General features: G+C 72.9%; 24 protein-coding genes and 3 pseudogenes. 19 read left to right on the forward strand and 8 right to left on the reverse strand.

Annotated elements, in window-relative coordinates:
- Positions 1-112: 112 nt before the first annotated feature.
- The 6 genes from QQK45_RS15515 (at position 113) to QQK45_RS15540 (ending at position 6,218) form a co-directional block, all read left to right on the forward strand.
- Positions 113-1,633: an SWIM zinc finger family protein gene (locus tag QQK45_RS15515; protein ID WP_284294055.1), complete on the forward strand. Its 1,521-nt coding sequence runs from the start codon at positions 113-115 to the stop codon at positions 1,631-1,633.
- Positions 1,633-3,459: a DEAD/DEAH box helicase gene (locus tag QQK45_RS15520; protein WP_284295069.1), complete on the forward strand. Its 1,827-nt coding sequence runs from the start codon at positions 1,633-1,635 to the stop codon at positions 3,457-3,459. The genes QQK45_RS15515 and QQK45_RS15520 overlap by 1 nt, the downstream gene beginning before the upstream one ends.
- The gene (locus tag QQK45_RS15525) at positions 3,456-3,767 is read left to right on the forward strand and encodes a hypothetical protein (RefSeq protein ID WP_284294056.1); all 312 of its coding nucleotides are present in this window, start codon (positions 3,456-3,458) and stop codon (positions 3,765-3,767) included. The genes QQK45_RS15520 and QQK45_RS15525 overlap by 4 nt, the downstream gene beginning before the upstream one ends.
- 128 nt (positions 3,768-3,895) lie before the next feature.
- Positions 3,896-4,375 carry a hypothetical protein gene (locus QQK45_RS15530; protein WP_284294057.1) on the forward strand — a complete coding sequence of 160 codons (480 nt, stop codon included), beginning with the start codon at positions 3,896-3,898 and terminating at the stop codon, positions 4,373-4,375.
- Positions 4,375-4,731, forward strand: a complete 357-nt coding sequence (locus tag QQK45_RS15535) for a hypothetical protein (RefSeq protein ID WP_284294058.1) — start codon at positions 4,375-4,377, stop codon at positions 4,729-4,731. Before QQK45_RS15530 ends, QQK45_RS15535 begins: the two co-directional genes overlap by 1 nt.
- Before the next feature lie 137 nt (positions 4,732-4,868).
- Complete coding sequence (locus QQK45_RS15540) at positions 4,869-6,218, forward strand: serine hydrolase domain-containing protein (RefSeq protein WP_284294059.1); 1,350 nt, start codon at positions 4,869-4,871, stop codon at positions 6,216-6,218.
- Positions 6,219-6,337: 119 nt separating this feature from the next.
- Here QQK45_RS15540 and QQK45_RS15545 read toward each other — a convergent pair whose 3' ends face one another.
- Together QQK45_RS15545 and ku are read right to left on the reverse strand one after the other, a co-directional pair.
- Positions 6,338-7,429: a helix-turn-helix domain-containing protein gene (locus tag QQK45_RS15545; RefSeq protein ID WP_284294060.1), complete on the reverse strand. Its 1,092-nt coding sequence runs from the start codon at positions 7,427-7,429 to the stop codon at positions 6,338-6,340.
- Between the two features lie 91 nt (positions 7,430-7,520).
- Positions 7,521-8,396, reverse strand: a complete 876-nt coding sequence (ku, locus tag QQK45_RS15550) for a non-homologous end joining protein Ku (RefSeq protein WP_284294061.1) — start codon at positions 8,394-8,396, stop codon at positions 7,521-7,523.
- 77 nt (positions 8,397-8,473) lie between these two features.
- Between ku and ligD the strand changes: the two genes are divergently transcribed.
- The 6 genes and pseudogenes from ligD to QQK45_RS15575 all read left to right on the forward strand — a co-directional run bounded on the left by ligD (position 8,474) and on the right by QQK45_RS15575 (position 12,225).
- Positions 8,474-9,349: a non-homologous end-joining DNA ligase gene (ligD, locus tag QQK45_RS23345; RefSeq protein ID WP_431310285.1), complete on the forward strand. Its 876-nt coding sequence runs from the start codon at positions 8,474-8,476 to the stop codon at positions 9,347-9,349.
- Positions 9,235-10,293, forward strand: coding sequence for a DNA polymerase ligase N-terminal domain-containing protein (locus tag QQK45_RS23350; RefSeq protein WP_431310286.1), 1,059 nt, complete (start codon positions 9,235-9,237; stop codon positions 10,291-10,293). Before ligD ends, QQK45_RS23350 begins: the two co-directional genes overlap by 115 nt.
- Positions 10,290-10,622, forward strand: a pseudogene (locus tag QQK45_RS15560) (ATP-dependent DNA ligase); the annotation flags it as partial. The gene QQK45_RS23350 and the pseudogene QQK45_RS15560, both read left to right, overlap by 4 nt.
- 98 nt (positions 10,623-10,720) lie before the next feature.
- A pseudogene (locus tag QQK45_RS15565) lies at positions 10,721-10,807 on the forward strand (hypothetical protein); the annotation flags it as partial.
- Positions 10,808-11,188, forward strand: a complete 381-nt coding sequence (locus QQK45_RS15570; protein WP_284295070.1) for an ATP dependent DNA ligase — start codon at positions 10,808-10,810, stop codon at positions 11,186-11,188. It abuts the pseudogene before it with no gap.
- A 2-nt stretch (positions 11,189-11,190) separates the two neighbouring features.
- A complete protein-coding gene (locus QQK45_RS15575) occupies positions 11,191-12,225 on the forward strand; it encodes a DNA topoisomerase IB (RefSeq protein ID WP_284294062.1) in 1,035 nt (344 codons plus the stop codon).
- Positions 12,226-12,227: 2 nt separating this feature from the next.
- Here the strand turns inward: QQK45_RS15575 and QQK45_RS15580 are convergent, their stop codons facing one another.
- The 4 genes from QQK45_RS15580 to QQK45_RS15595 all read right to left on the reverse strand — a co-directional run bounded on the left by QQK45_RS15580 (position 12,228) and on the right by QQK45_RS15595 (position 15,261).
- Positions 12,228-12,932, reverse strand: coding sequence for a helix-turn-helix transcriptional regulator (locus QQK45_RS15580; protein ID WP_284294063.1), 705 nt, complete (start codon positions 12,930-12,932; stop codon positions 12,228-12,230).
- Positions 12,929-13,333, reverse strand: coding sequence for a hypothetical protein (locus QQK45_RS15585; RefSeq protein ID WP_284294064.1), 405 nt, complete (start codon positions 13,331-13,333; stop codon positions 12,929-12,931). The genes QQK45_RS15580 and QQK45_RS15585 overlap by 4 nt, the downstream gene beginning before the upstream one ends.
- Positions 13,334-13,390: 57 nt before the next feature.
- Positions 13,391-14,266 carry an NAD(P)-dependent oxidoreductase gene (locus QQK45_RS15590; RefSeq protein WP_284294065.1) on the reverse strand — a complete coding sequence of 292 codons (876 nt, stop codon included), beginning with the start codon at positions 14,264-14,266 and terminating at the stop codon, positions 13,391-13,393.
- Between the two features lie 98 nt (positions 14,267-14,364).
- Positions 14,365-15,261, reverse strand: a complete 897-nt coding sequence (locus QQK45_RS15595; protein WP_284295071.1) for an NAD-dependent epimerase/dehydratase family protein — start codon at positions 15,259-15,261, stop codon at positions 14,365-14,367.
- A gap of 85 nt (positions 15,262-15,346) precedes the next feature.
- On the opposite strand from QQK45_RS15595, the gene QQK45_RS15600 reads away from it, so the two are divergent.
- From QQK45_RS15600 to lpdA, 3 genes are all read left to right on the forward strand, one after another.
- Positions 15,347-15,922: a TetR/AcrR family transcriptional regulator gene (locus tag QQK45_RS15600; RefSeq protein WP_284294066.1), complete on the forward strand. Its 576-nt coding sequence runs from the start codon at positions 15,347-15,349 to the stop codon at positions 15,920-15,922.
- 10 nt (positions 15,923-15,932) lie between these two features.
- On the forward strand, positions 15,933-16,454 hold the full coding sequence (gene rnhA, locus QQK45_RS15605) for a ribonuclease HI (RefSeq protein ID WP_431310287.1): 522 nt from the start codon (positions 15,933-15,935) through the stop codon (positions 16,452-16,454).
- Between the two features lie 93 nt (positions 16,455-16,547).
- Positions 16,548-17,960 carry a dihydrolipoyl dehydrogenase gene (gene lpdA, locus QQK45_RS15610; protein ID WP_284294067.1) on the forward strand — a complete coding sequence of 471 codons (1,413 nt, stop codon included), beginning with the start codon at positions 16,548-16,550 and terminating at the stop codon, positions 17,958-17,960.
- Between the two features lie 79 nt (positions 17,961-18,039).
- Here the strand turns inward: lpdA and QQK45_RS15615 are convergent, their stop codons facing one another.
- The gene (locus tag QQK45_RS15615) at positions 18,040-18,666 is read right to left on the reverse strand and encodes a glycoside hydrolase family 3 N-terminal domain-containing protein (RefSeq protein ID WP_284294068.1); all 627 of its coding nucleotides are present in this window, start codon (positions 18,664-18,666) and stop codon (positions 18,040-18,042) included.
- A 155-nt stretch (positions 18,667-18,821) separates the two neighbouring features.
- Positions 18,822-19,346 (reverse strand): annotated as a pseudogene (locus tag QQK45_RS22455) (glycoside hydrolase family 3 N-terminal domain-containing protein); the annotation flags it as partial.
- 31 nt (positions 19,347-19,377) lie between these two features.
- On the opposite strand from QQK45_RS22455, the gene QQK45_RS15625 reads away from it, so the two are divergent.
- The 4 genes from QQK45_RS15625 to QQK45_RS15640 all read left to right on the forward strand — a co-directional run bounded on the left by QQK45_RS15625 (position 19,378) and on the right by QQK45_RS15640 (position 25,278).
- Positions 19,378-20,025 (forward strand): GntR family transcriptional regulator, encoded by a 648-nt coding sequence (locus tag QQK45_RS15625; RefSeq protein ID WP_284294069.1) that lies wholly within the window; start codon positions 19,378-19,380, stop codon positions 20,023-20,025.
- Complete coding sequence (locus QQK45_RS15630; protein ID WP_284294070.1) at positions 20,022-21,248, forward strand: MFS transporter; 1,227 nt, start codon at positions 20,022-20,024, stop codon at positions 21,246-21,248. The genes QQK45_RS15625 and QQK45_RS15630 overlap by 4 nt, the downstream gene beginning before the upstream one ends.
- A gap of 287 nt (positions 21,249-21,535) precedes the next feature.
- Positions 21,536-23,449: an ABC transporter ATP-binding protein gene (locus QQK45_RS15635; RefSeq protein ID WP_284295074.1), complete on the forward strand. Its 1,914-nt coding sequence runs from the start codon at positions 21,536-21,538 to the stop codon at positions 23,447-23,449.
- A complete protein-coding gene (locus QQK45_RS15640) occupies positions 23,446-25,278 on the forward strand; it encodes an ABC transporter ATP-binding protein (protein ID WP_284294071.1) in 1,833 nt (610 codons plus the stop codon). The genes QQK45_RS15635 and QQK45_RS15640 overlap by 4 nt, the downstream gene beginning before the upstream one ends.
- Positions 25,279-25,322: the final 44 nt, after the last annotated feature.

Consider the following 25,322-nt stretch of genomic DNA (forward strand, 5'->3'; position numbering starts at 1 on the left):
CCCGCGTAGGTTGAGGAGCGGTGCAGGAGGCAGCGAGGCGGTGTGGAGACGGGACGTGGGCGACATTTCACCCGGGTCGGGCTCCGTGGGCCGCAGGTGCTTGGATGGTTCGGTGTTCAGCATCGCAGACGTCGCCGCGCTCGTCGGCGCGCCCGCGATGGGTCGCGCCGAGGACTACGTGGAGCGCGGCCGGGTCGTGAGCGTCGCGCGCAACGGCGACGGCTCGCGGATCGTGGGGCACGTCCAGGGCACCGCCGGGACGCCGTACGTCGCGGTCGTGGAGATGTCGCCGTCGGGCAAGGTCCCGCGCGAGGGCCGCTGCTCGTGCCCGGTGGGGCTGAACTGCAAGCACGTCGCCGCGACCCTGCTCGCGTACCGGGCGCAGCAGGTCTCCGGCCCGGCCGTCGCCGCGCCGTCGGGCGCGCCGTCCCCGGGGCCCGAGCTGCCCGAGTGGGAGCGCGCGCTCGCGCCGCTGCTCGGTGACGAGGACGACGACGGCGCACCCGCCCCCGCGCGGGGCACCGCCCCGGTCCGGGGCTGGGACGCGTGGGGGAGGCCGGCCCAGCCGGTGGCGCTCCAGGCGGACCTCGTCGACGGCGGCACCACCGGCGGCGGCCGGGTGCGCTTCGGGGCGCCGCGGTTCGGGCTGCGCCCGGTCGTGCTGGGCGCGCGGAACCGTTGGGTGCGCACGGGCGTCTCGTGGCGCGAGCTGCGGTACGTGCGCGAGCCCGCGGACGAACGCCACCTGCCCGTCCTGCGCGCGCTGTCGGGGCTGGCGTCGGCTGCCCGGACCACGGGCTTCGCGTTCGACGACCCGACGTGGATCCACCCCGACGAGCTGCCTGCGTCGGCGTTCTGGGCGCTGTGGGCGGACGCACGGCGGGTCGGGTTGCCCGTCGTGGCCGCCGACCGCGCCCAGACCCCCGTCCGCGACGGGCGGGCCCGGTCGGTGCTGCACGTCGAACGCGTCGACGACGGGCTCGCCGTCGAGGCCCGGATCGAGGTCGAGGTCCCCGACGACGTGCCGGAGCTGCGGGAGCCCGCCCTGCGCGAGGCGCTGCCGCTCGGCTCGCCGGCGGGCGGCGTCGTCGTCGCGCCGGTCGGGAGCGCCGGCGGCGCGGTGGCCCCGCTCGTGCTCGCCCGGCTGGCGAAGCCCTCGACGAGACGGGTCTCGACCTCGTGGCGCGGCGCGAGCCGCTGGTGGTCCCGACGTCCGACGAGCCGCGGTTCCTCCGACGCGCGCTCCCGGCGCTCGCGGCCCTGTTCGAGGACGTCGAGCTCGGCGACGACGTCCACCTGCCCGACCCGCCCCGGCCCGTGCTCGCGCTCCAGGTCACGCGGCTCGCCGACCACGGCGCGCGGGTCGTGTGGCAGTGGCGGTACGTCGACGCGGAGGCCGGCGACGCGCCGGTGGCCACGTTCCCGGTGGGGCGGACCGCACCACGCGGGGCGCCGTCGTCGGTCCGCGACGAGGAGGAGGAGTCGGCGGTGCTCGCGCGGCTCGAGCCCCGGCTCGGCGTGCCCGTGCACGACGACGAGCTCTCGGGCTGGTCGACGGCGGCCTTCTTCACCGACGAGCTGCCGCGGCTCGAGGAGCTGGCCGCGTCCGACGACGGGTTCGTCGTCGAGGTGATGGTCCACCCCGACGCGCCCGCCGACCTCGACTACCGGGTCGGCGTCGTCGTGGACGTGAGCGTCGAGGTCACGCCCACCGGGGGCCACGACTGGTTCGACCTCGGGGTCGTGGTCCAGGTGGACGGCAGGTCGATCCCCTTCCAGACCGTCTTCACGGCCCTCGCGCAGGGCCGCGACAAGGTGCTCCTGCCCGACGGTCTGCGGTTCACGCTCGACCGCCGGTTCGACCGGCTCCGCGAGATCCTCGACGAGGCCGGCGCGCTCGGCGACACGCTCAAGCCGTCCGTGCCCGTCAGCCGCTACCAGGTCGACCTGTTCGACGAGCTCGACCGGCTGGGCCTCGTCGACGCGCAGTCCGCCGCCTGGCGGACGGCGCTCGGGGCGCTCGCGGGCGGCGCGAAGCCCGAGCCGGTCGACGTGCCGGCAGGGGTGGACGCGGAGCTGCGGCCCTACCAGCGGGAGGGGTTCGCGTGGCTCGCGTTCCTCGCCGAGCACGACCTGGGCGGGGTGCTCGCCGACGACATGGGTCTCGGCAAGACGCTGCAGACCCTCGCCGCGGTGCAGCGCCAGCGGGACCGCGGTGCGGGGCCACCGGTGCTCGTCGTGGCACCCACGAGCGTCGTCGGGAACTGGGTGGCCGAGGCCCGGCGGTTCACGCCCGGCCTCACCGTGGTGGCGGTGAGCGAGACCACGAAGAAGCGCCGCGCGAAGCTCGCCGAAGTGGTCGACGGGGCGGACGTCGTCGTGACGTCGTACGCGCTGTTCCGGCTCGACGCCGACGAGTACCAGGCGCTCGACTGGTCGATGCTCGTGCTCGACGAGGCCCAGTTCGTCAAGAACCGGCAGTCCGTCGCGTACCGGTGCGCGCGCACGCTCCGGGCGCCGGTGAAGCTCGCGCTGACCGGGACGCCGCTCGAGAACAACCTCATGGAGCTGTGGGCGATCCTGTCGATCACGAGCCCGGGGCTGTTCCCCGACCCGCGCCGGTTCGCCGACTACTACGCCGGGCCCATCGAGCGCGAGGGCCACCAGTCGCGGCTCGACCTCCTGCGGCGGCGCGTCGCGCCGTTCCTCTTGCGCCGCACCAAGGAGGACGTCGCCAAGGAGCTGCCCGCGCGCCAGGAGCTCGTCACCGAGGTCACGCTCAACCCGCGGCACCGGCGCGTGTACGACCAGTACCTGCAGCGCGAGCGCAAGAACGTCCTCGGGCTCGTCGACGAGCTCGACTCCAACCGGTTCAAGGTGTTCCGGTCGCTCAGCGTGCTCCGCCAGGCCAGCCTCGACGTGTCGCTCGTGGACGAGAAGCAGGCGGACGTGCCGTCGTCGAAGCTCGACGTGCTCTTCGAGATGCTCGACGACGTCCTCGCCGAAGGGCACAACGTGCTCGTGTTCAGCCAGTTCACCCGGTTCCTGCGGCGCGTGCGCGACCGGCTCGACGAGGCCGGGACCGGGTACGCGTACCTCGACGGGCGCACCCGGAAGCGGGCGGAGGCGATCGAGCGGTTCACGTCGGGCGAGGTGCCGCTGTTCCTCGTGAGCCTCAAGGCCGGCGGCTTCGGCCTCAACCTGACCGCCGCCGACTACTGCATCCTCCTGGACCCCTGGTGGAACCCCGCCGCCGAGGCGCAAGCCGTCGACCGCGCGCACCGCATCGGCCAGACCCGCCAGGTCATGGTCTACCGGCTCGTCGCGACCGACACCATCGAGGACAAGGTCATGGCCCTCAAAGCCGCGAAGTCGCGGCTCTTCGCGAGCGTGCTCGACGGCGGCACGTCCGCGGCGTCGGGCATCACGGCCGACGACGTCCGCGCGCTCTTGTCATGACCTGGCGCGAACGGCGTCGGGCCAGCCGCGAGGTGGATACGGCATGGCGCGGGGTGAACGCCCTCTTCCCGATGCGCACCGATGACGCTCCCGACGACGAGTGGGATGTCTTCGCAGTCGTCGACGAGATGCTCGCTGCCGTCGCGAGTCGCGGGAGCCGAGGGTTTCGTGTCGCGGCGTCGCTCGCCTTCGCGGATGCCGTCCGACGACTTGGTGAACACGAGAGCACGCTCGACGACGCTCAACGTGCGGCGGTCGGTCGGCTGCGGGCTGCCGTCGCTGCAGCGGAGAGCGCCTCGTCCCGATGACGAGCCTGAGGAACTCCTGCAGCGGTACGTCTCCTCGGATCGATCAGCGTGAGTTCGGTGCGGCCCCCGGACATGCCGTCGTCGATAACCCGACGACGCAGGCCGTCACGTCCGGGTAGCGTCCGGCCATGCCCATCGACGCCCTCGACCGCGCGCTCCGGTCCGTCGGGCGGTCGCTCGAAGACCCGACGTCCGACGTCGACCGCTGGGCGGGCTACCGCGACCTCGCCTGGCACGTGTCGACGCTGCACCTCGCCGAGCGCGCGGTGCTCACCGAGCCCGACCTCTCCTTGAGGAGCACCGTTCTCGCGCTCCTGCCCGAGTTTCGTTCGCACACCCAGCACCGCGATCTGCTCGAGCGGGCCGGCATGGCCGACGACACGTTCCTCATCGCACGCTCCCGAGACATCACCCGGCTCCGCGAGCTGGCACTCGCGCCGTCGTCCCTCCGGACCGAGGACATCGACGCCACGTCGCGGTGGTTTCAAGAGCACCTCGTCCGGCTTGGCGTACCGGAGATCAACCGGGCCCTCGCCGAGCGGGGCGCGACCAAGCGAGTCCGCGTGGCGGCCGCGAACCATCTCGACGCACGGGAGAGGACGAGCTGATGTGGATCGACGAGACCGGCCGGGCACTGACGGTCGCGCTGCCGGAGCCGTGGTCCGTCGTCCCGGACTGGCTCGCCGACGTGCTGAAGAGCGCGTCGTCGGAGGATCTCGCCGCCCTGGCGCCGACGCTCGAACGCCTCCAGCTGGCCGTCTACCCCCTGCTCGACGCGAACGCACCCGGCGGCGAGCCGGAGGCGGTGGTGATCCTCGACGACCTCGACGGCGCGCCGATCGAGGGCACCGTCGACGAGATCGTCGTCGGGGTGGTCGAACGCGTCGACTTCTGGTGGCGGCTGGACGTGATCGACGTGCTCGAGGACGTCGTCGACGACCTGCTGGAGTCGCGCGGCGACTGATCCCTCCTGGCGCACGACCGTGACCGGCCGCCGTGTCGGGGTAGTCTGCGGGCGGCTCGACCGGCTCCGACTGCACGGACTTGCTCGACCGGTGCGAGGGCGCCTGGTCGTGATCGCGACGAAGGTGACAAGGCTCCGTGACACGCAAGCGCAAGTTCCTCCTGGCGGGGCTGGTCCTCGTGGTCGTCGTCGGCGGCGGTGCGGTCGGCGCCTACTGGTACGAGCGGCCGATGCTGCTGACCGGGACCGGCTACGCGGCTCACAACGCCTGCGCCCTGCACGCGATCGCGGACCGCGACGACGCGAAGGACGACCTGCCGCCCAACCCACTCGTTCCTGTGCTGCGCACCTCGATCACGGACGACGGGACGGCGGCGAAGGCCAGCATCCTCGGGGTCCTCGCCCCGCAGAAGGCGTGGGCCACCCCGGGCTACGGCTGCACGGTCGCGTCGCGCCGTCCGATGGGCCTGCCCTCGCCGACCGTCGTCCCGGCCGCGAACAACCCCTACGCCGCGCTCCCGCTGACCATCAGCACGGACGCGGCGGTCACGAAGGCCCTCGCCGACGGCTTCGGGGACGACCTCGGCGCGGACGACAAGGCGGACCTCGGCACCCGCGGCGTCGTGGTCCTCAAGGACGGCAAGCTCGTCGCCGAGCGCTACGCCGACGGGTTCGGGATCACGACGCCGCAGCTCGGGTGGTCCATGACCAAGAGCGTGACCAACCTCATGGTGGGCCGGCTCGTGCAGCAGGGGAAGGTCAGCCTGGACGACGACCACCTGCGTCCCGAGTGGACGGACGGTCGCGCGGACATCACGATCCGCGAGCTGATGCAGATGACGAGCGGCCTGTCGTGGGACGAGACGTACGACCTCGGGACCCCGATCACCCAGATGCTGTACCGCGAGCCGGACATGGCCGGGTATGTCGCGTCCCGGTCGCTCGCGCAGACGCCCGGCAGCTACCTGCAGTACTCGAGCGGGAGCACGACGCTGCTCTGCTCGATCGTGACCAAGGACGACGGTGGTGCGGACGCGCTTCGTCGCGAGGTGTTCGCCCCGCTCGGCCTGTCGAGCGCCGTGCTCGAGGTCGACGGGGTCGGCACGCCCGTCTGCGGCTCGTACATGTGGGCCACCCCACGGGACTGGGCGAGCGTCGGCGAGCTCGCCTTGCAGGACGGCGTGTGGAACGGGACGAGGCTGCTTCCCGCGGCCTGGATGGCGCAGTCGACGAAGGCGGTCGATACCAAGGTCGAGCCGGGTTCGGACGGCTACGCGTCCGGCTGGTGGTCGAACACGCGCGCCGACGGTTCCGTCATCGACTCCCGCCTGCCCACGGACACCTTCTACGCGGACGGCCACGACGGGCAGTACGTCGTGGTGGTCCCGTCGCAGCACCTCGTGGTCGCGCGGCTCGGATTCACGCCCACCCGCGACGACGACCGCGTCATGACGATGACCTCGGAGCTCGTCGACGCCCTGCGCTGACGGCCCGAGGACCTCGGCCACGACGGGCGCGACGCGTCGAACTGACGCAGATCGTCGTGGTGAGCTCGCCGAAGCGACCATCAGCGTCAGTTCGATGAGTCGCCTGGCGCTCGGGCTCGTCAGCGCAGCAGCGCCTGGACGAGGTCCTGCCCGATCCGGGTCGTCGCGGTCAGGTCGAGCTCGTGGAGCACGCGCCGGCCGTGCCGGACGCTCGTCACGAGCCCGGCCTCCTTGAGCACGCCGAGGTGCCGGGACACCTCGGACGCGCTCACGCCCCAGGCCTCCGCGAGGTCGGCGGTGGTGTGCGGGGCGCGGAGCAGGCTGCGCGCGAGGCGGAGGCGGAGCGGGTTGTCGAGCGCGTGGAAGCGCTGCTGGACGGTCTCGACGCTCACCGTCGGGGCGGACGGCGCGCCGCCCGCGACCGGGTACTGGACGACGGGCCGCCACCCGGGCGCGTGCACGACGAGGAGGTGCGGGTGCCCGAAGACGCTCGGCAGGAAGGTCATGCCGCGCTCGTCCGCGGTGGTCAGGCTGTCCTGCAGCTTGTCGACGCGGAGGCGCGCCGCGTCGTCGTCGACCGTGATCGCCGCCGACGTCGAGGCAACGGCCTCGCGCAGCCCGGAGACTCCCAGCACGTCTCGCTTGCGCCGCGCGTCGGCGACGAGCGCGGGCCGGACCCGCGACCAGGCGTCGGCGAAGAACGCCTCGTCGCAGTCCTCCAGCATGCGGCGGACCGACGACCGGACCACCGGCGGGTCCTTCAGGACGAGGTCGACGAACGCCGACTGACGCTCGCCCCGCGTCGCCGCCCGGGTCCGGGCGAGCTCGCGCGCCTCCGGGTCGACGAGCGGCGACCCGAGGTTCCGGTAGAGCGGGACGGTGCCGCAGCTGCTCGTCAGGAGCGCAGCCGAGACCCACGTCTCGTCGTCGAGGAGGTCCATCTCGTCGAGCTCTGCGGCCAGCGAGTCCTGAGGCTCGGAGGGGAGCAGGCTGTCGGCGCGGGACGTCCGCCACAGGTAGTCGGCGTCGATCAGCCGGTCCAGCAGCCCGGGGTCGACGTTCGCCGCGACCGCCGTGGCCCAGCCGTTCTGGGCCGGATGGTGGGTCGGCTCGACGAGCAGGTGGACGGCCGACGCCAGCTCGGCGAGCGGCGACGGGGCGAACAGGAAGCCCGACGGCGGCACACGGCTCACGTCGATCGTCACGGTCATGTCGTTCATCATGCGGCCGCTGCCGCGCCGCCCGCGCGACGATGGACGGAAATTGTCAATCGTCAGTTCGTACCGCGCGCGGTCGGCGGAATCAGGACGTCTTGCGCTTGCGGGCCGGCTTCTCCGCCGACGACGCCGACACCTTCTTTCGCCCGCCCGCGGACTTCTTCTCGCCGTCGTCGGCGGCGCCACGCTTCTTCGCGACGCTGCGGCGCAGCGCCTCCATGAGGTCGAGGACCTCGCCGCCGCCCTCCTCGCCCTCGGGCTCCGGCCGTTCGGAAGCCACGGCGTCGCCCCGCTCGAGCTTGTCCTCGATGAGCTGGCGGAGCTGCGCCTGGTACTCGTCGACGTACGCACTGGGGTCGAAGTCGCCCTCGAGGCTCTCGACGACGACCTTCGCGAGGTCGAGCTCCTTCTTCGTCACGTCGCCCGGGTTCTCGAGAGCCGGGAAGCTCGCCTCGCGCACCTCGTCGTCCCACAGCAGCCCCTGCAGGACGAGCGTGTCGCCGTGCACGCGGAGCGCGCCGAGCCGGGTCCGCTGCCGCAACGCGAACTTCACGATCGCCGTCCGCTCCGTCGACTCCAGCGCCTCGCGCAGCAGCACGTACGCCTTCGCGGACTTGTCGCTCGGCTCCAGGAAGTACGTGGACCCGAACCGGATCGGGTCCACCTGCTCGCTCGGGACGAACTCGACGACCTCGATCTCCCGGCTCCGCTCCGCGGGCAGGGACTTGAGGTCGTCGTCCGTCAGCACGACCGTGTGGGTGCCGTCGTCGTAGGCGCGCACGATGTGCTCGTACGGGATCTTCTTCCCGTCCTTCTCGCAGTGCCGCTCGTACCGGATCCGGCCGCCGTCGGCGTCGTGCACCTGGTGCAGGGGCACGTCGTGGGACTCGGTCGCGCTGTACAGCTTGACCGGCACGTTCACGAGACCGAACGCCACCGCGCCCGACCAGATCGCCCGCATGCGCCCAGTCTCGCCCGGCCTGCCCCACCGCGCACCCGGGCGGGCGGACGCCGTCCACCTGCCCGACGATGAGAGACATGCTGACCACGCCCGGCGAGCAGACCGAGGTCGTGACCGTCGACGGCCACGACGTGCGGCTCACCAATCTCGACAAGGTCCTGTACCCCGCCACGGGCACGACCAAGCGGGACGTCATCGAGTACTACGCGGCCGTCGCCGCGACCATGCTCCCGCACGTCACGGACCGGCCCGTGACCCGGAAGCGGTGGCCCAACGGCGTCGACGAGCAGCCCTTCTTCCAGAAGGACCTCGGCGCCGGCACCCCCGACTGGGTGCAGCGGCGCACCATCGAGCACAAGCACTCCACCAACACCTACCCGCTCGCGAACGACGCCGCCACGCTCGTCTGGCTGGCGCAGATCGCGTCGCTCGAGGTCCACGTCCCGCAGTGGCGGTTCGGCCCCCGCGGGGGCGTGCACCAGCCCGACCGGCTCGTCCTCGACCTCGACCCCGGCGAGGGCGCCGGCCTGCCCGAGTGCGTCGAGGTCGCGCACCTCGCCAAGGAGATCCTCGACGAGATGGGCCTCGACACCGTGCCCGTCACCTCCGGCTCCAAGGGCATCCACCTCTACGCCGCGCTCGACGAGCGCCAGACCAGCGCCCAGGTCACCGACGTCGCCCACGAGCTGGCCCGCGCCCTCGAGGCCGACCACCCCGACCTCGTCGTCTCCGACATGAAGAAGGCCCTGCGCGGCGGGAAGGTCCTCGTCGACTGGTCCCAGAACAACGGCAACAAGACCACCGTCGCGCCCTACTCGCTGCGCGGCCGCCCCCAGCCGTGGGTCGCCGCCCCCGCGCCTGGCGCGAGCTCTCGCGGTCCGGTGCCGCCGACGTCCGCCAGCTCGACCACACCGAGGTCCTCGCCCGCATCAAACGGCGCCGCGACCCCATGACCACGCTCACCCCCGGACGCGTCGACGCCGCCGCCCTGCCCGAGACCGACGACACCGACGACGACGGCGACCGAGGAGACCAGCCGTCGCCGCGGGACAGCCTCACCACCTACCGCTCCAAGCGCGACCCCGCCCGCACCGCCGAACCCGTCCCCGCCGAGACCCCCACGCCCCGCGACGGCGGCAACAGCTTCGTCATCCAGGAGCATCACGCCCGCCGCCTCCACTGGGACTTCCGGCTCGAACGCGACGGCGTCCTCGTCTCCTGGGCCCTGCCCAAGGGCGAACCCACCGACCCCGGCACCAACCACCTCGCCGTCCAGACCGAAGACCACCCCCTCGAGTACGGCACCTTCGCCGGCACCATCGCCAAGGGCGAGTACGGCGGCGGGACCGTGACCATCTGGGACTCCGGCACCTACGACCTCGAGAAGTGGAGGGACGACGAAGTCATCGTCGTGCTCCACGGCGAGCAGCACGGGGACAGAAGACTTGCCCTCATCCGCACCAAGGCCGCCGAGGGCGAGGGCGCGCACGGGGCGCCGAAGTCCCAATGGTTGATCCACCGGACGAAGTCGCAGGACGGTGTCGGGCCCGGGTCCGGTGACGGGCCCGCGGGGTCGGGTTCGGCGTCCGAGGGGATGATGCGCGGCGTCTACCATCCGGCCGCTCGTCCCTCGCGGCCTCCCGCCAGGCCCAACCACGACGCCGCGCATCATCCCCCTCGGACGCCTCCGCGGTTCGCTCGCCTTCCGTGTCCGACGACGCAGGTGCCGCTTCTCCGTCCGGTTCGGGGGCGCGGGGGCGGGGGTCGGGTTCGCGTGGTGCGGCGGCGTCGGGCTCCACGCGGGGGCGCACGTACACCGCGATGCTCGCCACGCTCGGGAAGCGTGGCGACGTCGTCGGGAGCGGGGCGGGGGAAGGGGAGTGGGCCTTCGAGATGAAGTGGGACGGCATCCGGACCATCGCGCGGGTCGAGCAGGAGGGCGGGCTCGGGCGGGCCCGGGTGTCCATGACCAGCAGGAACGGGAAGGACCAGGGTCCCGGGTATCCCGACGTCGTGGAAGGGCTCGGGCGCGCCGTCGGTGGGGAGGCGGTCGTCGACGGGGAGATCGTCGCGCTGGACGCGCGGGGCCGACCGAGCTTCGGGCTGCTGCAGCGGCGCATGAACCTCGCCGACCCCCGCGAGATCGAGGCCGCCGCGAAGGACGTGCCCGCCCTGCTTTTCCTGTTCGACGTGCTCGAGCAGGACGGCGAGCCCCTCGTCGACCTGCCGTACAGCGAGCGGCGCGAACGGCTCGAGGCGCTCGTCACCGAGAACGACGTCGTCAAGGTGCCGCCCGCCTTCGAGGGGACTTCGACGGCGCCTGGCAGACCAGCGCCGAGCTGGGCCTCGAAGGCGTCGTGGCCAAGCGTGTCGACTCGACGTACGCCCAAGGACGACGCAGCCGGGCGTGGATCAAGGTCAAGCACGCGCGCACCCAGGAGGTCGTCGTCGGCGGCTGGCGGCCCGGCAACGGCAACCGCGCCGGGCTCGTCGGGTCCCTGCTCGTGGGCGTGCCCGACGACGACGGGAACCTGCGCTACGTCGGCCGCGTCGGCAGCGGGTTCAGCGACAAGGCGCTCCGCGACACGACCGAGCGGCTGGCGAGACTCGCGCGCAAGACGGCGCCCCTGAGCGACGTCCCCCGCGCCGACGCGAGCGACGCCCACTGGGTCAGCCCGCGGCTCGTCGGCGAGGTCGAGTTCGCCGAATGGACCGGCGACCAGCGCCTCCGCCAGCCCCGGTGGCGCGGCTGGCGGCCCGACAAGGATCCCGCCGATGTCAGGAGGGAGTGAGCGTGCGGCTCAGGCGCGCCAATCTGTCGGGGCCCGGATACCAGCGGGTCCGAGCCGGGTCGGGCTTCAGCTACCGGGACCCCGCTGGAGACCTCGTGGACGCCGACGAGCGCAGCGCGCTCGAGGCGCTCGCGATCCCGCCCGCCTGGACGGACGTCTGGATCGCCCCGCACCCCAACGCCCACGTCCTCGCGACCGGCGTCGACGCCGCGGGCCGTCGCCAGTACCTCTACCACCCGCAGTGGCGCGCCCGGCAGGACCGCACCAAGTTCGACCGCATGCTCGCGCTCGCCGAGGCGCTGCCCGGCGCCCGCGGGTGGGTCACGCGGGACCTCGAGGGTGACGCGCCCACGCGCCGTCGGGCGCTCGCGACGGCGTTCCGGCTGCTCGACGTCGCGCACCTGCGCGTCGGCAGCGAGCGGTACGCGTCGCAACACGGGAGCCGCGGGATCGCGACGCTCCGCGTCCGCGACGCCACCGTCGACGACGACCACGTGCTCCTGAGGTTCCCCGCCAAGTCCGGCCAGCTCTGGGAGTCCGAGCTCGTCGACGTGCGGCTCGCCCGGGTGCTCGCGGAGCGGTCGGGCGACGACCCCGACGCGCGCCTCCTCGGCTTCTCCCGCGACGACGTGGACGACTCCGACGGCCTCGACGACGTCGAGCCCGACGGCGTCGTGGTGCCCGTCGACGTCGGCGGCACGGAGGTCTGGGTGCCGCTCGACCCTGCGGCCATCAACGAGGACGTGCGCGCGCGGACCGGCGGCGCGTTCTCCTCGAAGGACTTTCGCACCCTCCACGGGACGGTCGCCGCGGCGGTCTCGCTCGCTGCGCACGGGCCGGAGCGGACCGTCACGGCCCGCAAGCGCGCCGTCGCGCAGGCCATGCGGGACGCCGCGACCGCCCTCGGGAACACGCCGGCGATCGCGCGCAGCAGCTACGTCGACCCTCGCGTGGTCGACCTCTACGACCAGGGCTCGACGATCGATCCGGAGCGGGTCGCGTCCGCCGAGGGCGAGCTGCGCCGGCTCCTGGGGTAGCCCTACGTCCGCCCGACGGCGCGCGGTCGCCACCGCGCCAGGTCGGCGTCGAGCTCCCGCGCGCGTTCCACGGACAGCACCTCGTCGGTGCGCTCGACGCAGACGATGCGGTCCGTCCGAAACCCCCGCACCGCGTCCCGCGTGCGGCACCAGCCCGCCAGGTACCACGCGCCGTCGGCCTCGAGGAGGGCCAGCGGCTCGACGGTGCGCTGCGTCGTCGCGCCCGCGCCGTCGCGGTACTCGAGACGGAGCACGCGGCGTTCGGTGACGGCACGTGCGAGCCCGTCGACGCCGCTCGCGTCGTGCCGGGCCTCCGCGGATGCGATCGAGCGCACGTCGGGCGCGACGCGGCGGAGGGTCTCGCGGGTCGAGGCCGGGAGCCCGGCGCCGACCTTGTCGCGGGCGCGTCGCGCCGCGGCCGCGAACGGCGACCCGTCGAGAAGGTCGAGCGCGACGGCGCACGCGAACGCCTCCTCGGGCGTCAGGTGCAGGGGCGGCAGCGAGTACTCGGGCACGACCGAGTAGCCGCCGGTGCGCCCGGGGACGGCGAAGAGCGGGACGCCGGCGGCCTGGAGGGCGACGACGTCCCGCTCGATCGTCCGCGTGGAGACCTCGAGCTCACGGGCCAGCCGCGCGGCCGAGACCGGGTGCGGCGCCCGCGCGCGCAGGTGGTCGACGAGCGCGTGATGCCGTTCGGACCGTCTCACGCGGCGATGGTCGCACGGGGCCACCCACGCTCGCCCGTGACCGAGCGGACGGCGGCGATGCGACCCTCGATGTCGAGGACGAACGTGTCGATGCCGCCGCGGCGGAGGCCCGGTCCGTCGACGTCCCATGCCACGACGGCGAACCCGTCCCACGCCCGGACGTCGACCTCGCTGTAGACGAGGCCGGGCCGCCCGGCGCGGAAGTCGCGGATCAGCCCGGCGATCGCGGCGGGACCGCTCAGCGGGTCGGCGCGCTCGCCGATCGCGACGCCCCCGAACGTCACTCGGGCGTCCGGGGTGAGGATCTCGGGAGCGACGTCGTACGCGCCGTTCCACAGTCGGGTCCACCCGTGCAGGGCGTCCAGGGCGGTCGAGGTGGCGGTGGGCTGGTTCGTGTCCATGCCCCCGAGCGTGGCCGCACCGGACGACAGCGGTGTGTCGGAGTTTCCGCGACCCGTTCAGTCGCCGTTGCCGAGCGGGACCGTGGTGAACGCGTCGTAGACCGCGGCGACGTCCTCCTTGCCGTGGCCGTCGATCGAGGCGACGCCGAGGACGCGGTCGAGCGCGTCGAGGAGGGTCACGGTGGTCCCGGTGGCCCGCGCGGTGTGGATCATCAGCCCGACGTCCTTGCGCAGGGCGTCGACCGTGAAGGTCGGGGCGAGGTCCTCCGACAGCATGTGGTCGGCCTTGAGGTGCGCGTACTGGCAGTCGGTCGCCGTCCCGCTGATCGCGTCGAGGAAGAGCTGGGGGTCGAGACCCTGCGCCGTCGCGAGCGCGAGCGACTGCGCGGCACCGGCCGTGATGGTCGCGAGCCAGGCGTTGCACGCGAGCTTGAGCGCGCTCGCGCTGCCGACGGCGTCGCCTGCGTGGAGCGTCTTGGCCGACATCGCCTCGAGCACGGGCCGGGCGCGGCCGACGAGCGCCGGGTCGCCCGCCGTGAGGATCGTCAGCTCGCCGCGCGCCGCAGGTCCGCGGGTGCCCAGCATCTGCGCCTCGACGAGGGGGACTCCCAGCTCGGCGGCGCGGGCCGCGACCTCCTGCGTGCCGTCGACGCCGATCGTGGTGGCCTGCGCCCAGAGCGCGCCGTCGGGCAGTGCGGAGCCGGCGTCGTCGAGCACGTCGAGCACGGCGTCGGCGTCGAAGACGATCGACAGGACGACCTCCGCAGCGGCTACCGCCTCGGCGGGGGTGGCCGCGACCGTCACGCCGTCGTCAGCGAGCGGCGCAGCCTTGGCGGGGGTGCGGTTCCACACGGTGACGTGGTGCCCCGCGCGCACGAGGGTGCCGGCGACGGCGGAGCCCATGATCCCGGTCCCGAGGATGGTGACGTTCATGCCTCCTGCCTACCACGCGCGGCCCCGCGCGGCCGGACGAGGTGCGTCGTCCCGGGCGGGTTCGCCCGGGGCGACGGGACCTCGCCCGGCGGCGCCCGTCAGGCCCCGGGAGGTAGCCGCCCGCGGCGATGTCGTCGAGCAGCGTGGGACCGGTCGGCGTCCAGCCGTACCGCTCCTGGGTGAGGACGCTGGACGTGGGGGCGTCGAGGCCGAAGAACCGCGCCATCCAGCCGAAGGCGTCCCCGGCGTCCTCGGGGGCCACGGAGTCGGTCGGGAGGCCGAGGCTCCGACCGAGCGCCTCGGCGATGTCGCGGGTGGGGACGCCCTCCTCGCCGACGGCGTGGACGACCGAGCCCGCGGGCGCGGCGTCGAGGGCGAGCGCGACCAGGCGGGCGGCGTCGGACCGGTGGACGGCGGGCCACCGGTTGGCGCCGTCGCCGATGTAGCCGGAGGTGCCGCGATCGCGGGCGATCTGCGCGAGGGTCGCGACGAACCCGTGGTCGCCGATGCCGTGCACGCTGGCGGCGAACCGGAGTGCCACGGACCGGACGCCGCGGTCGGCGTAGGAGAGTGCGAGCGCCTCGCTGCCGCCGCGGGGCGCGTCGGGCCCGACGGCGGTCGTCGGGTCGTCCTCGGTCACGACGCGCCCCGGCGCGATCCCCGCGACACCGGCGGCGAGGAGGAACGGCCGGTCGGAGCCGGCGAGCGTGTCGCCGATCGTCTCGACGACGGCACGCTCGATCCGACCCGACTCGGCGAACCGGTCGAAGTCGTGGACGAAGCCGAGGTGGATCACGCCGTCCGCGCCGGCGGCGGCGTCCTTGATGGTGCCGAGGTCGTCGAGCGTGCCGCGCAGGGGTCGCGCCGCGCGCGGTGAGCGCCTGGGCGGACGCGTCTGACCGGGCGAGCCCGACGACGTCGTGCCCGGCGGCGAGGAGCTCTCCGGTGACGGCCGAGCCGATCCAGCCGGTCGCTCCGGTGACGAAGATGCGCATGGGAGGTCCTTCCGAGTGATGTCAGGATGTGACATCACTCAACCTAGCACTGATGACAGATCCTGACATCATCTACGATGGGGTCATGGCCCGATGGCAGCCGGACGCCGGCGAACGACTCCGCGTCGCCGCGCTCGACCTGTTCGAGGAGCGTGGCTTCGAGCAGACCTCCGTCGCACAGATCGCGCAGCGTGCCGAGCTCACGGAACGCACCTTCTACCGGCACTACGGTGACAAGCGCGAGGTCCTCTTCCGCGGCCAGGACTGGCTCAACGAGCTGCTCGCCACCGGAGTCGCCGACGCGCCCGGGACCGGTGCGCTCGAGGTCGCAGGCGAGGTCCTCGCCCGCGCGGCGACGTTCTTCGACGACGACCAGCGCTCCGTCTCCCGGCGGCGCCAGCAGGTCATCGACGCGAACCCCGAGCTCGTCGAGCGCGAGCGCGCCAAGATGGCCCAGCTCGCCCTCGCCCTCACCGGTGCGTTCCGGGCGCGCGGGGTGTCCGACGTGCGCGCCGCCGTCTCGGCGGGGACAGTCGTCTCCGCCTTCCAGGTCACCTTCGAGCTCTGGGTCGCCCCCGCGGAGACGCGGGACTTCGTCGAGCTCGGCCGCGCCGTCGTCGGCGAGCTCCGGGCAGCGCTCGCAGCCGACGCGGCGCTCTAGGGTGGGGCCCGTGCCCGAAGAGACCACGCTCGTCACCCCGCCCGACCCGTCCGCCGTCGCGCCGGGTGACCGCGGCGACCTGACCGTCGTCGAGATGTGGACCGACGGCGCCTGCAAGGGCAACCCCGGGCCCGGTGGGTGGGGTGTGCTCATGCGGTCCAAGGGTCGCGAGAAGGAGCTCTTCGGCGGCGACCCGACCACGACGAACAACCGCATGGAGCTCACCGCCGTGATCGAGGGGCTGCGTGCCCTCAACCGGCCGTGCGACGTGACGCTGCACGTCGACTCGTCGTACGTCATGAACGGCATGAAGTCGTGGATCGCCGGCTGGAAGCGCAACGGCTGGCGTACCAAGGACAAGAAGCCCGTGAAGAACGTCGAGCTGTGGCAGGCGCTCGACGCCGAGGTCGCCCGCCACCAGGTGCGCTGGATGTGGGTCAAGGGCCACGCCGGCGACCCCGGCAACGAGCGCGCCGACCAGCTCGCGAACAAGGGCGTCGACCTCGTGCGGGACGGCTCGCGCCGCGCCTGAGCGCCGGCCGGCGGCCGAATGTCCGCGATCTCACGTCATCCATCGGCCCTCGTGGTTGGAGACCAAGTGCTTTCGTGGCCTAGGCTCGGGGCCGTGGCTGAACACTTCGACGTCGTCGTTCTCGGTGCTGGACCTGGTGGGTACGTCGCGGCTGTCCGCGCAGCGCAGCTCGGCCTGCGCACCGCCGTCGTGGAGGAGAAGTACTGGGGCGGTGTGTGCCTCAACGTGGGCTGCATCCCGTCCAAGGCGCTCCTGCGCAACGCTGAGATCGCGCACATGCTGAACCACGAGAAGGCGCTCTTCGGGATCACCGGCGAGACCACGATCGACTTCGGCGCGGCGTTCGACCGCAGCCGCGAGGTCGCCGACGGTCGCGTCAAGGGCGTCCACTTCCTCATGCGGAAGAACAAGATCACCGAGTACGACGGCCGCGGCTCGTTCGTCGACGCGAACACGCTCGACGTGACCAAGGCCGACGGCACCTCGGAGCGGATCACGTTCGCCAACGCGATCATCGCGACGGGCTCGACCGTGCGCCTGCTCCCGGGCGTCGAGCTGTCCGAGAACGTCGTCACGTTCGAGAAGCAGATCCTCACGCGCGACCTGCCGAAGTCCATCGTCATCGTCGGCGCGGGCGCCATCGGCATGGAGTTCGCGTACGTGCTGCGCAACTACGGCGTCGAGGTCACCATCGTCGAGTTCCTCGACCGTGCGCTGCCGAACGAGGACGAAGAGGTCTCCAAGGAGATCACCAAGCAGTACAAGAAGCTCGGCATCGACATCCTCGCGTCGACCAAGGTCGAGACCGTCGTCGACGGCGGCTCCGAGGTCACCGTCACGTACACCGGCAAGGACGGGAAGCCCGGCCAGCTCGTCGCCGACAAGGTCCTCATGTCGGTCGGCTTCGCGCCGAACGTCACGGGCTACGGCCTCGAGAACACCGGCGTCGCCCTCACGGAGCGTGGCGCGATCGCGATCGACGACTCGATGCGCACCAACGTCCCCAGCATCTATGCGATCGGCGACGTCACCGCGAAGCTCCAGCTCGCGCACGTGGCCGAGGCCCAGGGCGTCGTCGCGGCCGAGACCATCGGCGGCGCCGAGACGTTGCCGCTCGGCGACTACCGCATGATGCCGCGCGCCACGTTCTGCCAGCCGCAGGTCGCGAGCTTCGGGCTCACCGAGGCGCAGGCCCGCGCCGAGGCGGAGGCGAACGGCCGCGAGATCACCGTCGCCAAGTTCCCGTTCATGGCGAACGGCAAGGCCCACGGCCTCGGCGACCCGGTCGGGTTCGTCAAGCTCATCGCCGACTCCGAGTACGGCGAGCTGCTCGGCGGGCACCTCATCGGCCCCGACGTCTCCGAGCTGCTCCCCGAGCTCACGCTCGCGCAGAAGTGGGACCTCACCGCCAACGAGCTCGCGCGCAACGTGCACACGCACCCGACGCTGTCCGAGGCGCTGCAGGAGGCGTTCCACGGTCTCGTGGGGCACATGATCAACATCTGACGCGCCCGCGCGCCGACGACGGCGGCCGACTCCCGGAGCGGGGAGCCGGCCGCCGTCAGTCGTTCGTGCTCGTCCGGTGTCAGTCGGCGAGGTGCTGCTTGGCGGTCACGACGCGCGTGGCCGCAGCGTCGACCTGCTTGGCGAACGCCGGGTCGGCCTTGGCTTGTGCGACCACGGCCGCGGTCATCGCCGGGATCTGCTCGGGAACCCCGGCCAGCACGATGTCGTTGCCGGCCGCGATCGCCTTGACGGCGCGCTGACCGGGCGTCCAGGCGGCGACCTGCTTCGCGCTCGAGAGGTCGTCGGTGACGACGACGCCGTGGAACCCGAGCTTGCCGCGGAGGAGGCCCGTGACGACGGCCCGCGAGAAGGCGCCGGGGACCGCCGGGTCGATCTTGGTATAGATCGCCGTGGACGTCATGACGGCCTCCGTCCCGGCGGCTATCCCGTCCTCGAACGGCGCGAGGTACGGGTCGTCCGCCGTGGTTACCGTGTCCTTGACGCCCGCCGAGAAGTCTGTGTTCCCCTGGACGCGCCCGAGGCCGGGGAAGTGCTTGACCGTCGTCGCGACGCCGGCGTCGTGCATGCCCTGCAGGAACGCGACGCCGTGCGACGACACGGTCGCCGGGGTGTACCCGAACTGCCGGTGCCAGTAGCCGATGGGCTTGTTGGAAGCGTTGTCCGAGGGGCTGGGGACGGTGTCCATGACGGGGGAGAGGTTGAGGTTGACGCCCGCCTCGGCGAGCTCGGCCCCCAGGTGCGGGCGTCGCCGCGCAGGGCCGACGGTGAGGACTTGCCCTGCGTGAGCGCCGTCGGCATGGTCGCGAAGCCGGGGCCGCGCAGCACCTGGATGTTCCCGCCCTCCTGGTCCACGCCGACGAGCAGCGGAAGGCCGTGCGTCGCCGCCGACGTCGCCCGGTCCTGGAGCGCGTCCACGATCGCCTTGGTCCGGGCGACGCCGAGCTGGGAGCGGCCCACGAGGATGACGTTCCCGACGTGGTAGCGCGTGATCGCGGTCCCTGTGGACGCCTCCGGGCCGGTGGCGGTCGCGCCGACCATGAAGAGCTGGCCGACCTTCTGGTCGAGGCTCATGCCCGCGAGCGGGTCGGCGGCGGGGGTCGTGGCGTGCGACGCCGTGGGGGGCGTGGTGGGCGTGCCCGACGGTGTCGCGTGCGCAGTCTCGGTCGGGCTCGGCGGGGTCGGGGTCGTCGGTGCGGCGGCGGTGGGGGTCGTCGCCGGGCGCGAGGGTGAGGGCGAGCTGCTCCCGCACGCCGCGAGGGCCAGGGCGGTGAGAGCCCCGGCGGCGCCGACGGTGGTGGCGCGGAGGGCTCCGAGGTTTCGGGCGGTCATCGCTCCATCGTGCCTTGGTGGACATGAGCGGGGCATGAGGGACGCAACTTGTATCTATGATGGGCGTATGCCTGAGACAAGCAGTCGACCGTCCGCGGCCACCCGCGCCTACGCGCACACCAAGTCCGCGATCCTCGCTGGTCGCTTCGCCGGCGGCTCCCTCGTCAGCGAGGGCGAGGTCGCGACCGAGCTCGGCGTCAGCCGCACGCCGGTCCGGGAGGCGTTCCTCCGGCTCGAGGCCGAGGGATGGATGCGCCTGTTCCCCAAGAAGGGCGCGCTCGTCGTCCCCGTGGCGCCCGGGGAGCAGCACGCCGTCCTCGACGCACGGCTGCTGGTGGAGGAGCACGCGGCGGCGCACGTCGTCGCGGAACCCGCGCGCGCTGCGCGGGCCGCCGACGGGATGCGCGAGGTCCTGGCCCGGCAGCGCACGGCGTGGCAGGCGGGAGCGGAGGCCGAGTTCGCCCGCCTCGACGCCGAGCTGCACCAGACGCTCGTACGGGCGGGCGGCAACGACCTGCTCGCGACGTTCTACCTCACGCTCGAGGAGCGGCAGGAGCGCATGACGCGCGGATCCCTGCGGGCCGTGCCCGCCGTCGGGTCCGCGATCCTCGAGGAGCACGCCACGCTCGCCGACGACCTCGAGCACGGCGACCTCGAGGCGTTCAGCGCCCACCTGCGTGCGCACTTCGTGACGGCGTTCGGAGAGCACCGGTGAGCGCCGCCGCGAACGCAGCCGAGCCGGGGGATCCGGCGCAGGAGTCGGCGTCGGCGTGGTGGCTCGTCGTCCCTGCGATGTTCGCGGTCGCGTGGGCCGGCAACGAGTTCACCCCGCTCCTGGTCCTGTACAAGCAGCTCAACGGCTACGGAACAGGCACCGTGGACGTGCTGCTGGCCGCGTACGTCCTCGGGATCGTCCCCGCCCTCCTCCTCGGCGGACCGCTGTCGGACCGGTACGGCCGCCGTCCGCTCTTCGTGCCGGCGCCCTTTCTCGCGATCGCCGGCTCCCTGATCCTCGCCGGAGGGCACGAATGGGTGGGGGCCCTGTTCGCCGGTCGCGTGCTGTGCGGGTTGGCGCTCGGGCTGACGATGGCCGTCGGGTCGAGCTGGGTCGTCGAGCTCTCCCGGCGGGATCCTGGTGCGGACTCCGGTGCCGGTGCGCGCCGGGCCTCCCTCGGCCTGACCGCAGGGTTCGCGCTCGGGGCCGCGGTCGCGGCCGCGCTCGCACAGTGGGGCCCGGCTCCCCGCGAGACGCCCTTCCTCGTGAACGTGGCGCTCGGGATCGTCCCGTGCGTGCTCGCGCTGCGCGCCCCGGAGACCCGGCCGGCGATGCGATCGACGACCCGCCTCGTTGACGACCTGCGTGTCCCCGCATCGAGGCACCGGCGTTTCGTGAGGGTCGTCCTGCCCGCGGCCCCTTGGGTCTTCGGCTGCGCCGCGAGCGCCTACGCCGTCGTGCCCACCCAGACCTCACAGCTCGCCTCGCAGTGGACCGTCGCCTACTCGGGCCTGCTGTGCCTGGTAGGGCTGGGCTGCGGTGCCGCGGTGCAGATCGTCGCCCGACCCATCGTCGCGCGAAGCAGCGGACGTGCCACGGCGGCCGGGCTCGTGCTGGTCGCGTGCGGGATGGCGCTCGCGGCATGGACCGTAGCGCGTCCCCACCTCGTGATCGCCGTGGTCGCGGCCGTCGTGCTCGGCTGCGCCTACGGGCTGCTGCTGGTGGCGGGGCTCACCGAGGTGCAGAAGATCGCCGGGCCTGACGACCTCGCCGGGCTCACGGCCGTCTACTACGCCCTCACTTACGTGGGCTTCTGCGTCCCGGTGGTGCTCGCGGTGCTCGCCGTGCACGTGTCGTACGCGGCAATGTTCGTGGCCGGCGTCGTCGTCGCGGGGGTGTGCCTCGCCGTCGTGGCGACGGGCCGCGTGCGCGTCGGCCCCTGACCGTCACGCGAGGCCGGTTCGCGAAAAGGCGGGTCGAATCGTTGTGACAGGTGCGACAATGGCAAGCATCCCTCTCACGCCCGGGCGGCGAGCCGCCGTGCGCCCCCGCGGCCGTCGTCTGCGGAGTCCACCCCGAGCAACCGGAAGGTGACCCACTCCTGATGCCCTCCAGAGCCGCCGACCACCCCGACGGTCCCCGCCCGACACCAGCCCCCGACGACACCCAGCCCGCCACCGACGACCGGGCCCGCGCGGCCCAGGGCGCCTCGCTGTCCACCGTCGCATCCATGCGGCGCCTCGTCCCGTACATCCGGCCCGTCCTGCCCCGCATCCTCGCGGGCGTGCTGTGCGCGCTCGGCGCGAGCCTCGCGGCGCTCGCCGTGCCGCGCGTGCTGCAGTGGCTCGTCAACGGGCCCCTCACCACCGGTCTCGCGACGCACGACGAGTCCGGGCTGTGGTGGGGCGTCGGCCTCGTCCTGCTCCTCGGCGTCGCCGAAGCCGGCCTCATCGCCGCCCGGCGAGCACTGATCCTCATCCCCGGTACGAACATCGAGGCTCGCCTGCGCACCGAGCTGTTCACGCACCTGCAGGACCTCCCCGTCTCGTTCCACGACCGCTGGCCCGGCGGTCAGCTCCTGTCGCGGTCCATGTCCGACCTCGGCCTGCTGCGACGCTGGATCGCGTTCGGCATGCTCACGCTCGTCGTGTCGAGCGTGACCATCGTCGTCGGGATCGGGATCCTCGTCGCGACCGGGGGCGTGCTGGGCCTGATCTACCTGGCCGGTGCGATCCCCATGACCGTCATGGCGTTCACGTTCTCGCGGCGATTCCGGGCCGTGTCCCGCAAGTCCCAGGACCAGGCCGGCGACCTCGCGACCGCCGTCGAGGAGTCCGTGCACGGCATCCGCGTCCTCAAGGCATTCGGCCGTGGCCGCGACGCACTCCAGTCGTTCGGCCGCCAGGCCGACGAGCTGCGCGGCACCGAGCTCGACAAGGCCAAGATCATGTCCGGCCTCCAAGCCTGGTTGACCGCGATACCCGAGCTCACGCTCGGTGTCTCTCTCGTGGTCGGCGTCTGGATGGTGTCCGAGGGCCGGATCACCGTCGGCGCGCTGGTGGCGTTCTTCGCCACCGCGGCCGTGGTGAACTCGCCCGTGATCGACCTCGGCATGGTGCTGTCGATGACGCTCAACGCGCGCACCGCCGTCGACCGCTACTTCGACGTCATGACCACGCCCAACACGCTGCCCGACCCTGCCGCCCCGGCGGAGGTCACCGACCCGCACGGCGAGCTCGCGTTCACCGGCGTCCACTTCCGCTACGGCGACGCGCCCACCGAGGGCCCGGGCAGCGCCGACGTGCTCGACGGCGTCGACCTGGTCCTGCCGCCCGGCAAGACCGTCGCGCTCGTGGGGCTCACCGGCTCCGGCAAGTCGACGCTCGCGATGCTCGTGCCCCGCCTCTACGAGGTCACCGGAGGCTCCGTCACCGTCGACGGCGTCGACGTCCGCGACATGACGCGCGAGCACCTGCGCTCGCTCGTCGGCGTCGCGTTCGAGGACGCCACCCTGTTCTCCGCGTCCGTCCGGGACAACGTCCTGCTCGGCGCGCCCGACGACGCCCGAACCGATGCCGACCTCGAACGCGCCCTCGACGTCGCCCAGGCGGGGTTCGCGCACGAGCTCCCCGAGGGCGTCGAGACCACGATCGGCGAAGAGGGCATGAGCCTGTCCGGAGGGCAGCGACAGCGCATCGCCCTCGCGCGCGCCATCGCCGCCCGGCCCCGCGTGCTCGTGCTCGACGACCCGCTGTCTGCGCTCGACGTCGACACCGAAGCCGCCATCCAGGCGCGCCTCGCGACCGAGCTCGAGGAGATCACCACCCTGATCGTCGCCCACCGGCCCTCGACCGTGGCACTCGCGGACCTCGTCGCGGTGCTCCAGGACGGACGGATCACCGCCGTCGGGCCGCACAGCGAGCTGCTCGCCACGAACGAGCACTACCGGTACGTCATCTCCAGCCTCGAGGGCGAGTTCACCCCGCCCCCACCCGACGACGTCGAGGTGGCGCGGCAGGTCGCCCGGGGCGAGGCCCGCGCCGTCGTCGACGAGGCCCTGGACTCCGGGGACGCGACACCGGCCGGCCGGAACGGGGCCACCGCCATCGGCGCGTGGCAGGCGAGCGAGGGGAGCGAGCGATGAGCGCGACCACAGCCGGACCCGCCGGCACCACCGGCACCGAGGGCGAGGACGAGACCCGCCTCAGCCGGGCCCAGTCCAAGACCGTGCGGCAGCGGTCGCTGCGCCTGCTCGGCGACCTGATGAGTCCGCACCGCAAGGGCCTGTGGGTCGCGGGCATCCTCGTCGTCGTCTCGACGATCGCCCAGGTCGCCGGGCCCGCGCTCATCGCGACCGCGATCGACACGACGCTCGCGCGCCTGCGCGACCACGACGACTGGGCGCCCCTGCTCATGGTCGGCGGTCTCTACGTGGTCGCGGCCGCCGTCGCCGGGCTGTCCATCGCGGGCTACGTGCGGACGTCGGCGCGCGTCTCGCAGGGCATCCTGCTCGACCTGCGCCAACGGGTGTTCCGCCAGACCCAGCGGCTCAGCCTCGAGTTCCACGAGTCCTACACCTCGGGCCGCATCATCTCGCGCCAGACCTCCGACCTCGAGTCGCTGCGCGACCTGCTCGACTCGGGCCTCACGAGCATCGTGTCGGGCGTGCTCATGATGCTGTTCACGGGCGCCTCGTTGTTCCTGATCGACTGGCGCACCGGGCTCGTCCTGGCCGCGTCGCTCATCCCCGCGATCGCGCTGACCCGCTGGTTCCAGACGCGCTCGCAGGTGTACTACCGCGAGTCCCGGACGGCGTCGGCCCGCGTGATCGTGAACTTCGTCGAGACCATGACGGGCATTCGTGCGGTCCAGGCGTTCCGTCGCGAGCGCGCCAACGACGTCACGTACGGCGGGTTCGCCGAGGAGTACCGGGCCGCGAACGCGCGCGCCATGGGCCTCAACGGCATCTACTCGCCGGGGCTCGTGCTGATCGGGAACATCACGGTGGCGGTCGCCCTGCTCGTGGGTGGGCTGCGTGTGTTCCACGGCGACCTCGACGTCGGCGTGCTCGTCGCCGTGCTGCTGTACGTGAAGCGGTTCTTCGGGCCGATCCAGGAGATCGGCATGTTCTACAACTCGTTCCAGTCGGCGTCCGCCGCCCTCGAGAAGATCTCGGGGCTGCTCGTCGAGGAGCCGACGGTCGTCGAGCCGGCGCGTCCGGTGCCGCTCGAGCACGCACGCGGCCACGTGCAGCTCCGCGGCGTCGAGTTCGCGTACGTCCAGGGGCGCCCGGTGCTGCCTCGGACGGACCTCGACGTGCCCGCGGGCCAGACGGTCGCGCTCGTCGGTGCGACCGGTGCCGGCAAGTCGACGCTCGCCAAGCTGCTGTCGCGGTTCTACGACGTCACCGCGGGCTCGCTCGAGCTCGACGGCGTCGACGTGCGGGACCTGTCGGGCAAGGACCTGCGGCGCGCCGTCGTCATGGTCACGCAGGAGGCGTACCTGTTCAGCGGGTCCGTGCGTGACAACATCGCCATGGGCAAGCCGGGCGCGAGCCTCGAGGAGGTCCAGGCCGCGGCCAGGGCCGTCGGGGCCCACGACTTCATCGAGCAGCTCCCGCTCGGGTACGACACGGACGTCAACAAGCGCGGCGGGCGCGTCTCCGCCGGGCAGCGGCAGCTGCTGTCGTTCGCGCGGGCGTTCCTCGCCGACCCGGCCGTGTTGATCCTCGACGAGGCGACGAGCTCGCTCGACATCCCCGGAGAGCGCCTCGTCCAGCGTGGGCTCCAGACCCTGCTGGCCGACCGGACCGCGCTGATCATCGCGCACCGGCTCTCGACCGTCGCGATCGCGGATCGCGTGCTCGTGATGGAGCACGGCGTCGTCGTCGAGGACGGCACGCCCGCGGAGCTGATCGGCGGGGAGGGACGGTTCGCCGCGCTACACGCGGCCTGGCGCGACTCGCTGGTCTGACCCACACCCGTCCGGCCGAGCACGGGCTCCGCGTCCGTCCGCTC

Source organism: Luteimicrobium album (genome assembly GCF_030161555.1).
Taxonomy (GTDB): Bacteria; Actinomycetota; Actinomycetes; order Actinomycetales; family Cellulomonadaceae; genus Luteimicrobium; species Luteimicrobium album.

Bases quoted from the DNA above. Each gene is read 5' to 3' on its own strand.
- QQK45_RS15635 (WP_284295074.1), top strand. From the start codon at position 21,536: ATGCGGCGCCTCGTCCCGTACATCCGGCCCGTCCTGCCCCGCATCCTC.
- ligD (WP_431310285.1), top strand. From the start codon at position 8,474: ATGCTGACCACGCCCGGCGAGCAGACCGAGGTCGTGACCGTCGACGGC.
- QQK45_RS15625 (WP_284294069.1), top strand. From the start codon at position 19,378: ATGCCTGAGACAAGCAGTCGACCGTCCGCGGCCACCCGCGCCTACGCG.
- QQK45_RS15600 (WP_284294066.1), top strand. From the start codon at position 15,347: ATGGCCCGATGGCAGCCGGACGCCGGCGAACGACTCCGCGTCGCCGCG.
- QQK45_RS15640 (WP_284294071.1), top strand. From the start codon at position 23,446: ATGAGCGCGACCACAGCCGGACCCGCCGGCACCACCGGCACCGAGGGC.
- QQK45_RS15530 (WP_284294057.1), top strand. From the start codon at position 3,896: ATGCCCATCGACGCCCTCGACCGCGCGCTCCGGTCCGTCGGGCGGTCG.
- ku (WP_284294061.1), bottom strand. From the start codon at position 8,396: ATGCGGGCGATCTGGTCGGGCGCGGTGGCGTTCGGTCTCGTGAACGTG.
- QQK45_RS15595 (WP_284295071.1), bottom strand. From the start codon at position 15,261: ATGCGCATCTTCGTCACCGGAGCGACCGGCTGGATCGGCTCGGCCGTC.
- QQK45_RS15545 (WP_284294060.1), bottom strand. From the start codon at position 7,429: ATGACCGTGACGATCGACGTGAGCCGTGTGCCGCCGTCGGGCTTCCTG.
- QQK45_RS15525 (WP_284294056.1), top strand. From the start codon at position 3,456: ATGACCTGGCGCGAACGGCGTCGGGCCAGCCGCGAGGTGGATACGGCA.
- QQK45_RS15615 (WP_284294068.1), bottom strand. From the start codon at position 18,666: ATGGACACCGTCCCCAGCCCCTCGGACAACGCTTCCAACAAGCCCATC.
- QQK45_RS15520 (WP_284295069.1), top strand. From the start codon at position 1,633: ATGGTCCACCCCGACGCGCCCGCCGACCTCGACTACCGGGTCGGCGTC.
- QQK45_RS15590 (WP_284294065.1), bottom strand. From the start codon at position 14,266: ATGAACGTCACCATCCTCGGGACCGGGATCATGGGCTCCGCCGTCGCC.
- QQK45_RS15585 (WP_284294064.1), bottom strand. From the start codon at position 13,333: ATGGACACGAACCAGCCCACCGCCACCTCGACCGCCCTGGACGCCCTG.
- QQK45_RS15535 (WP_284294058.1), top strand. From the start codon at position 4,375: ATGTGGATCGACGAGACCGGCCGGGCACTGACGGTCGCGCTGCCGGAG.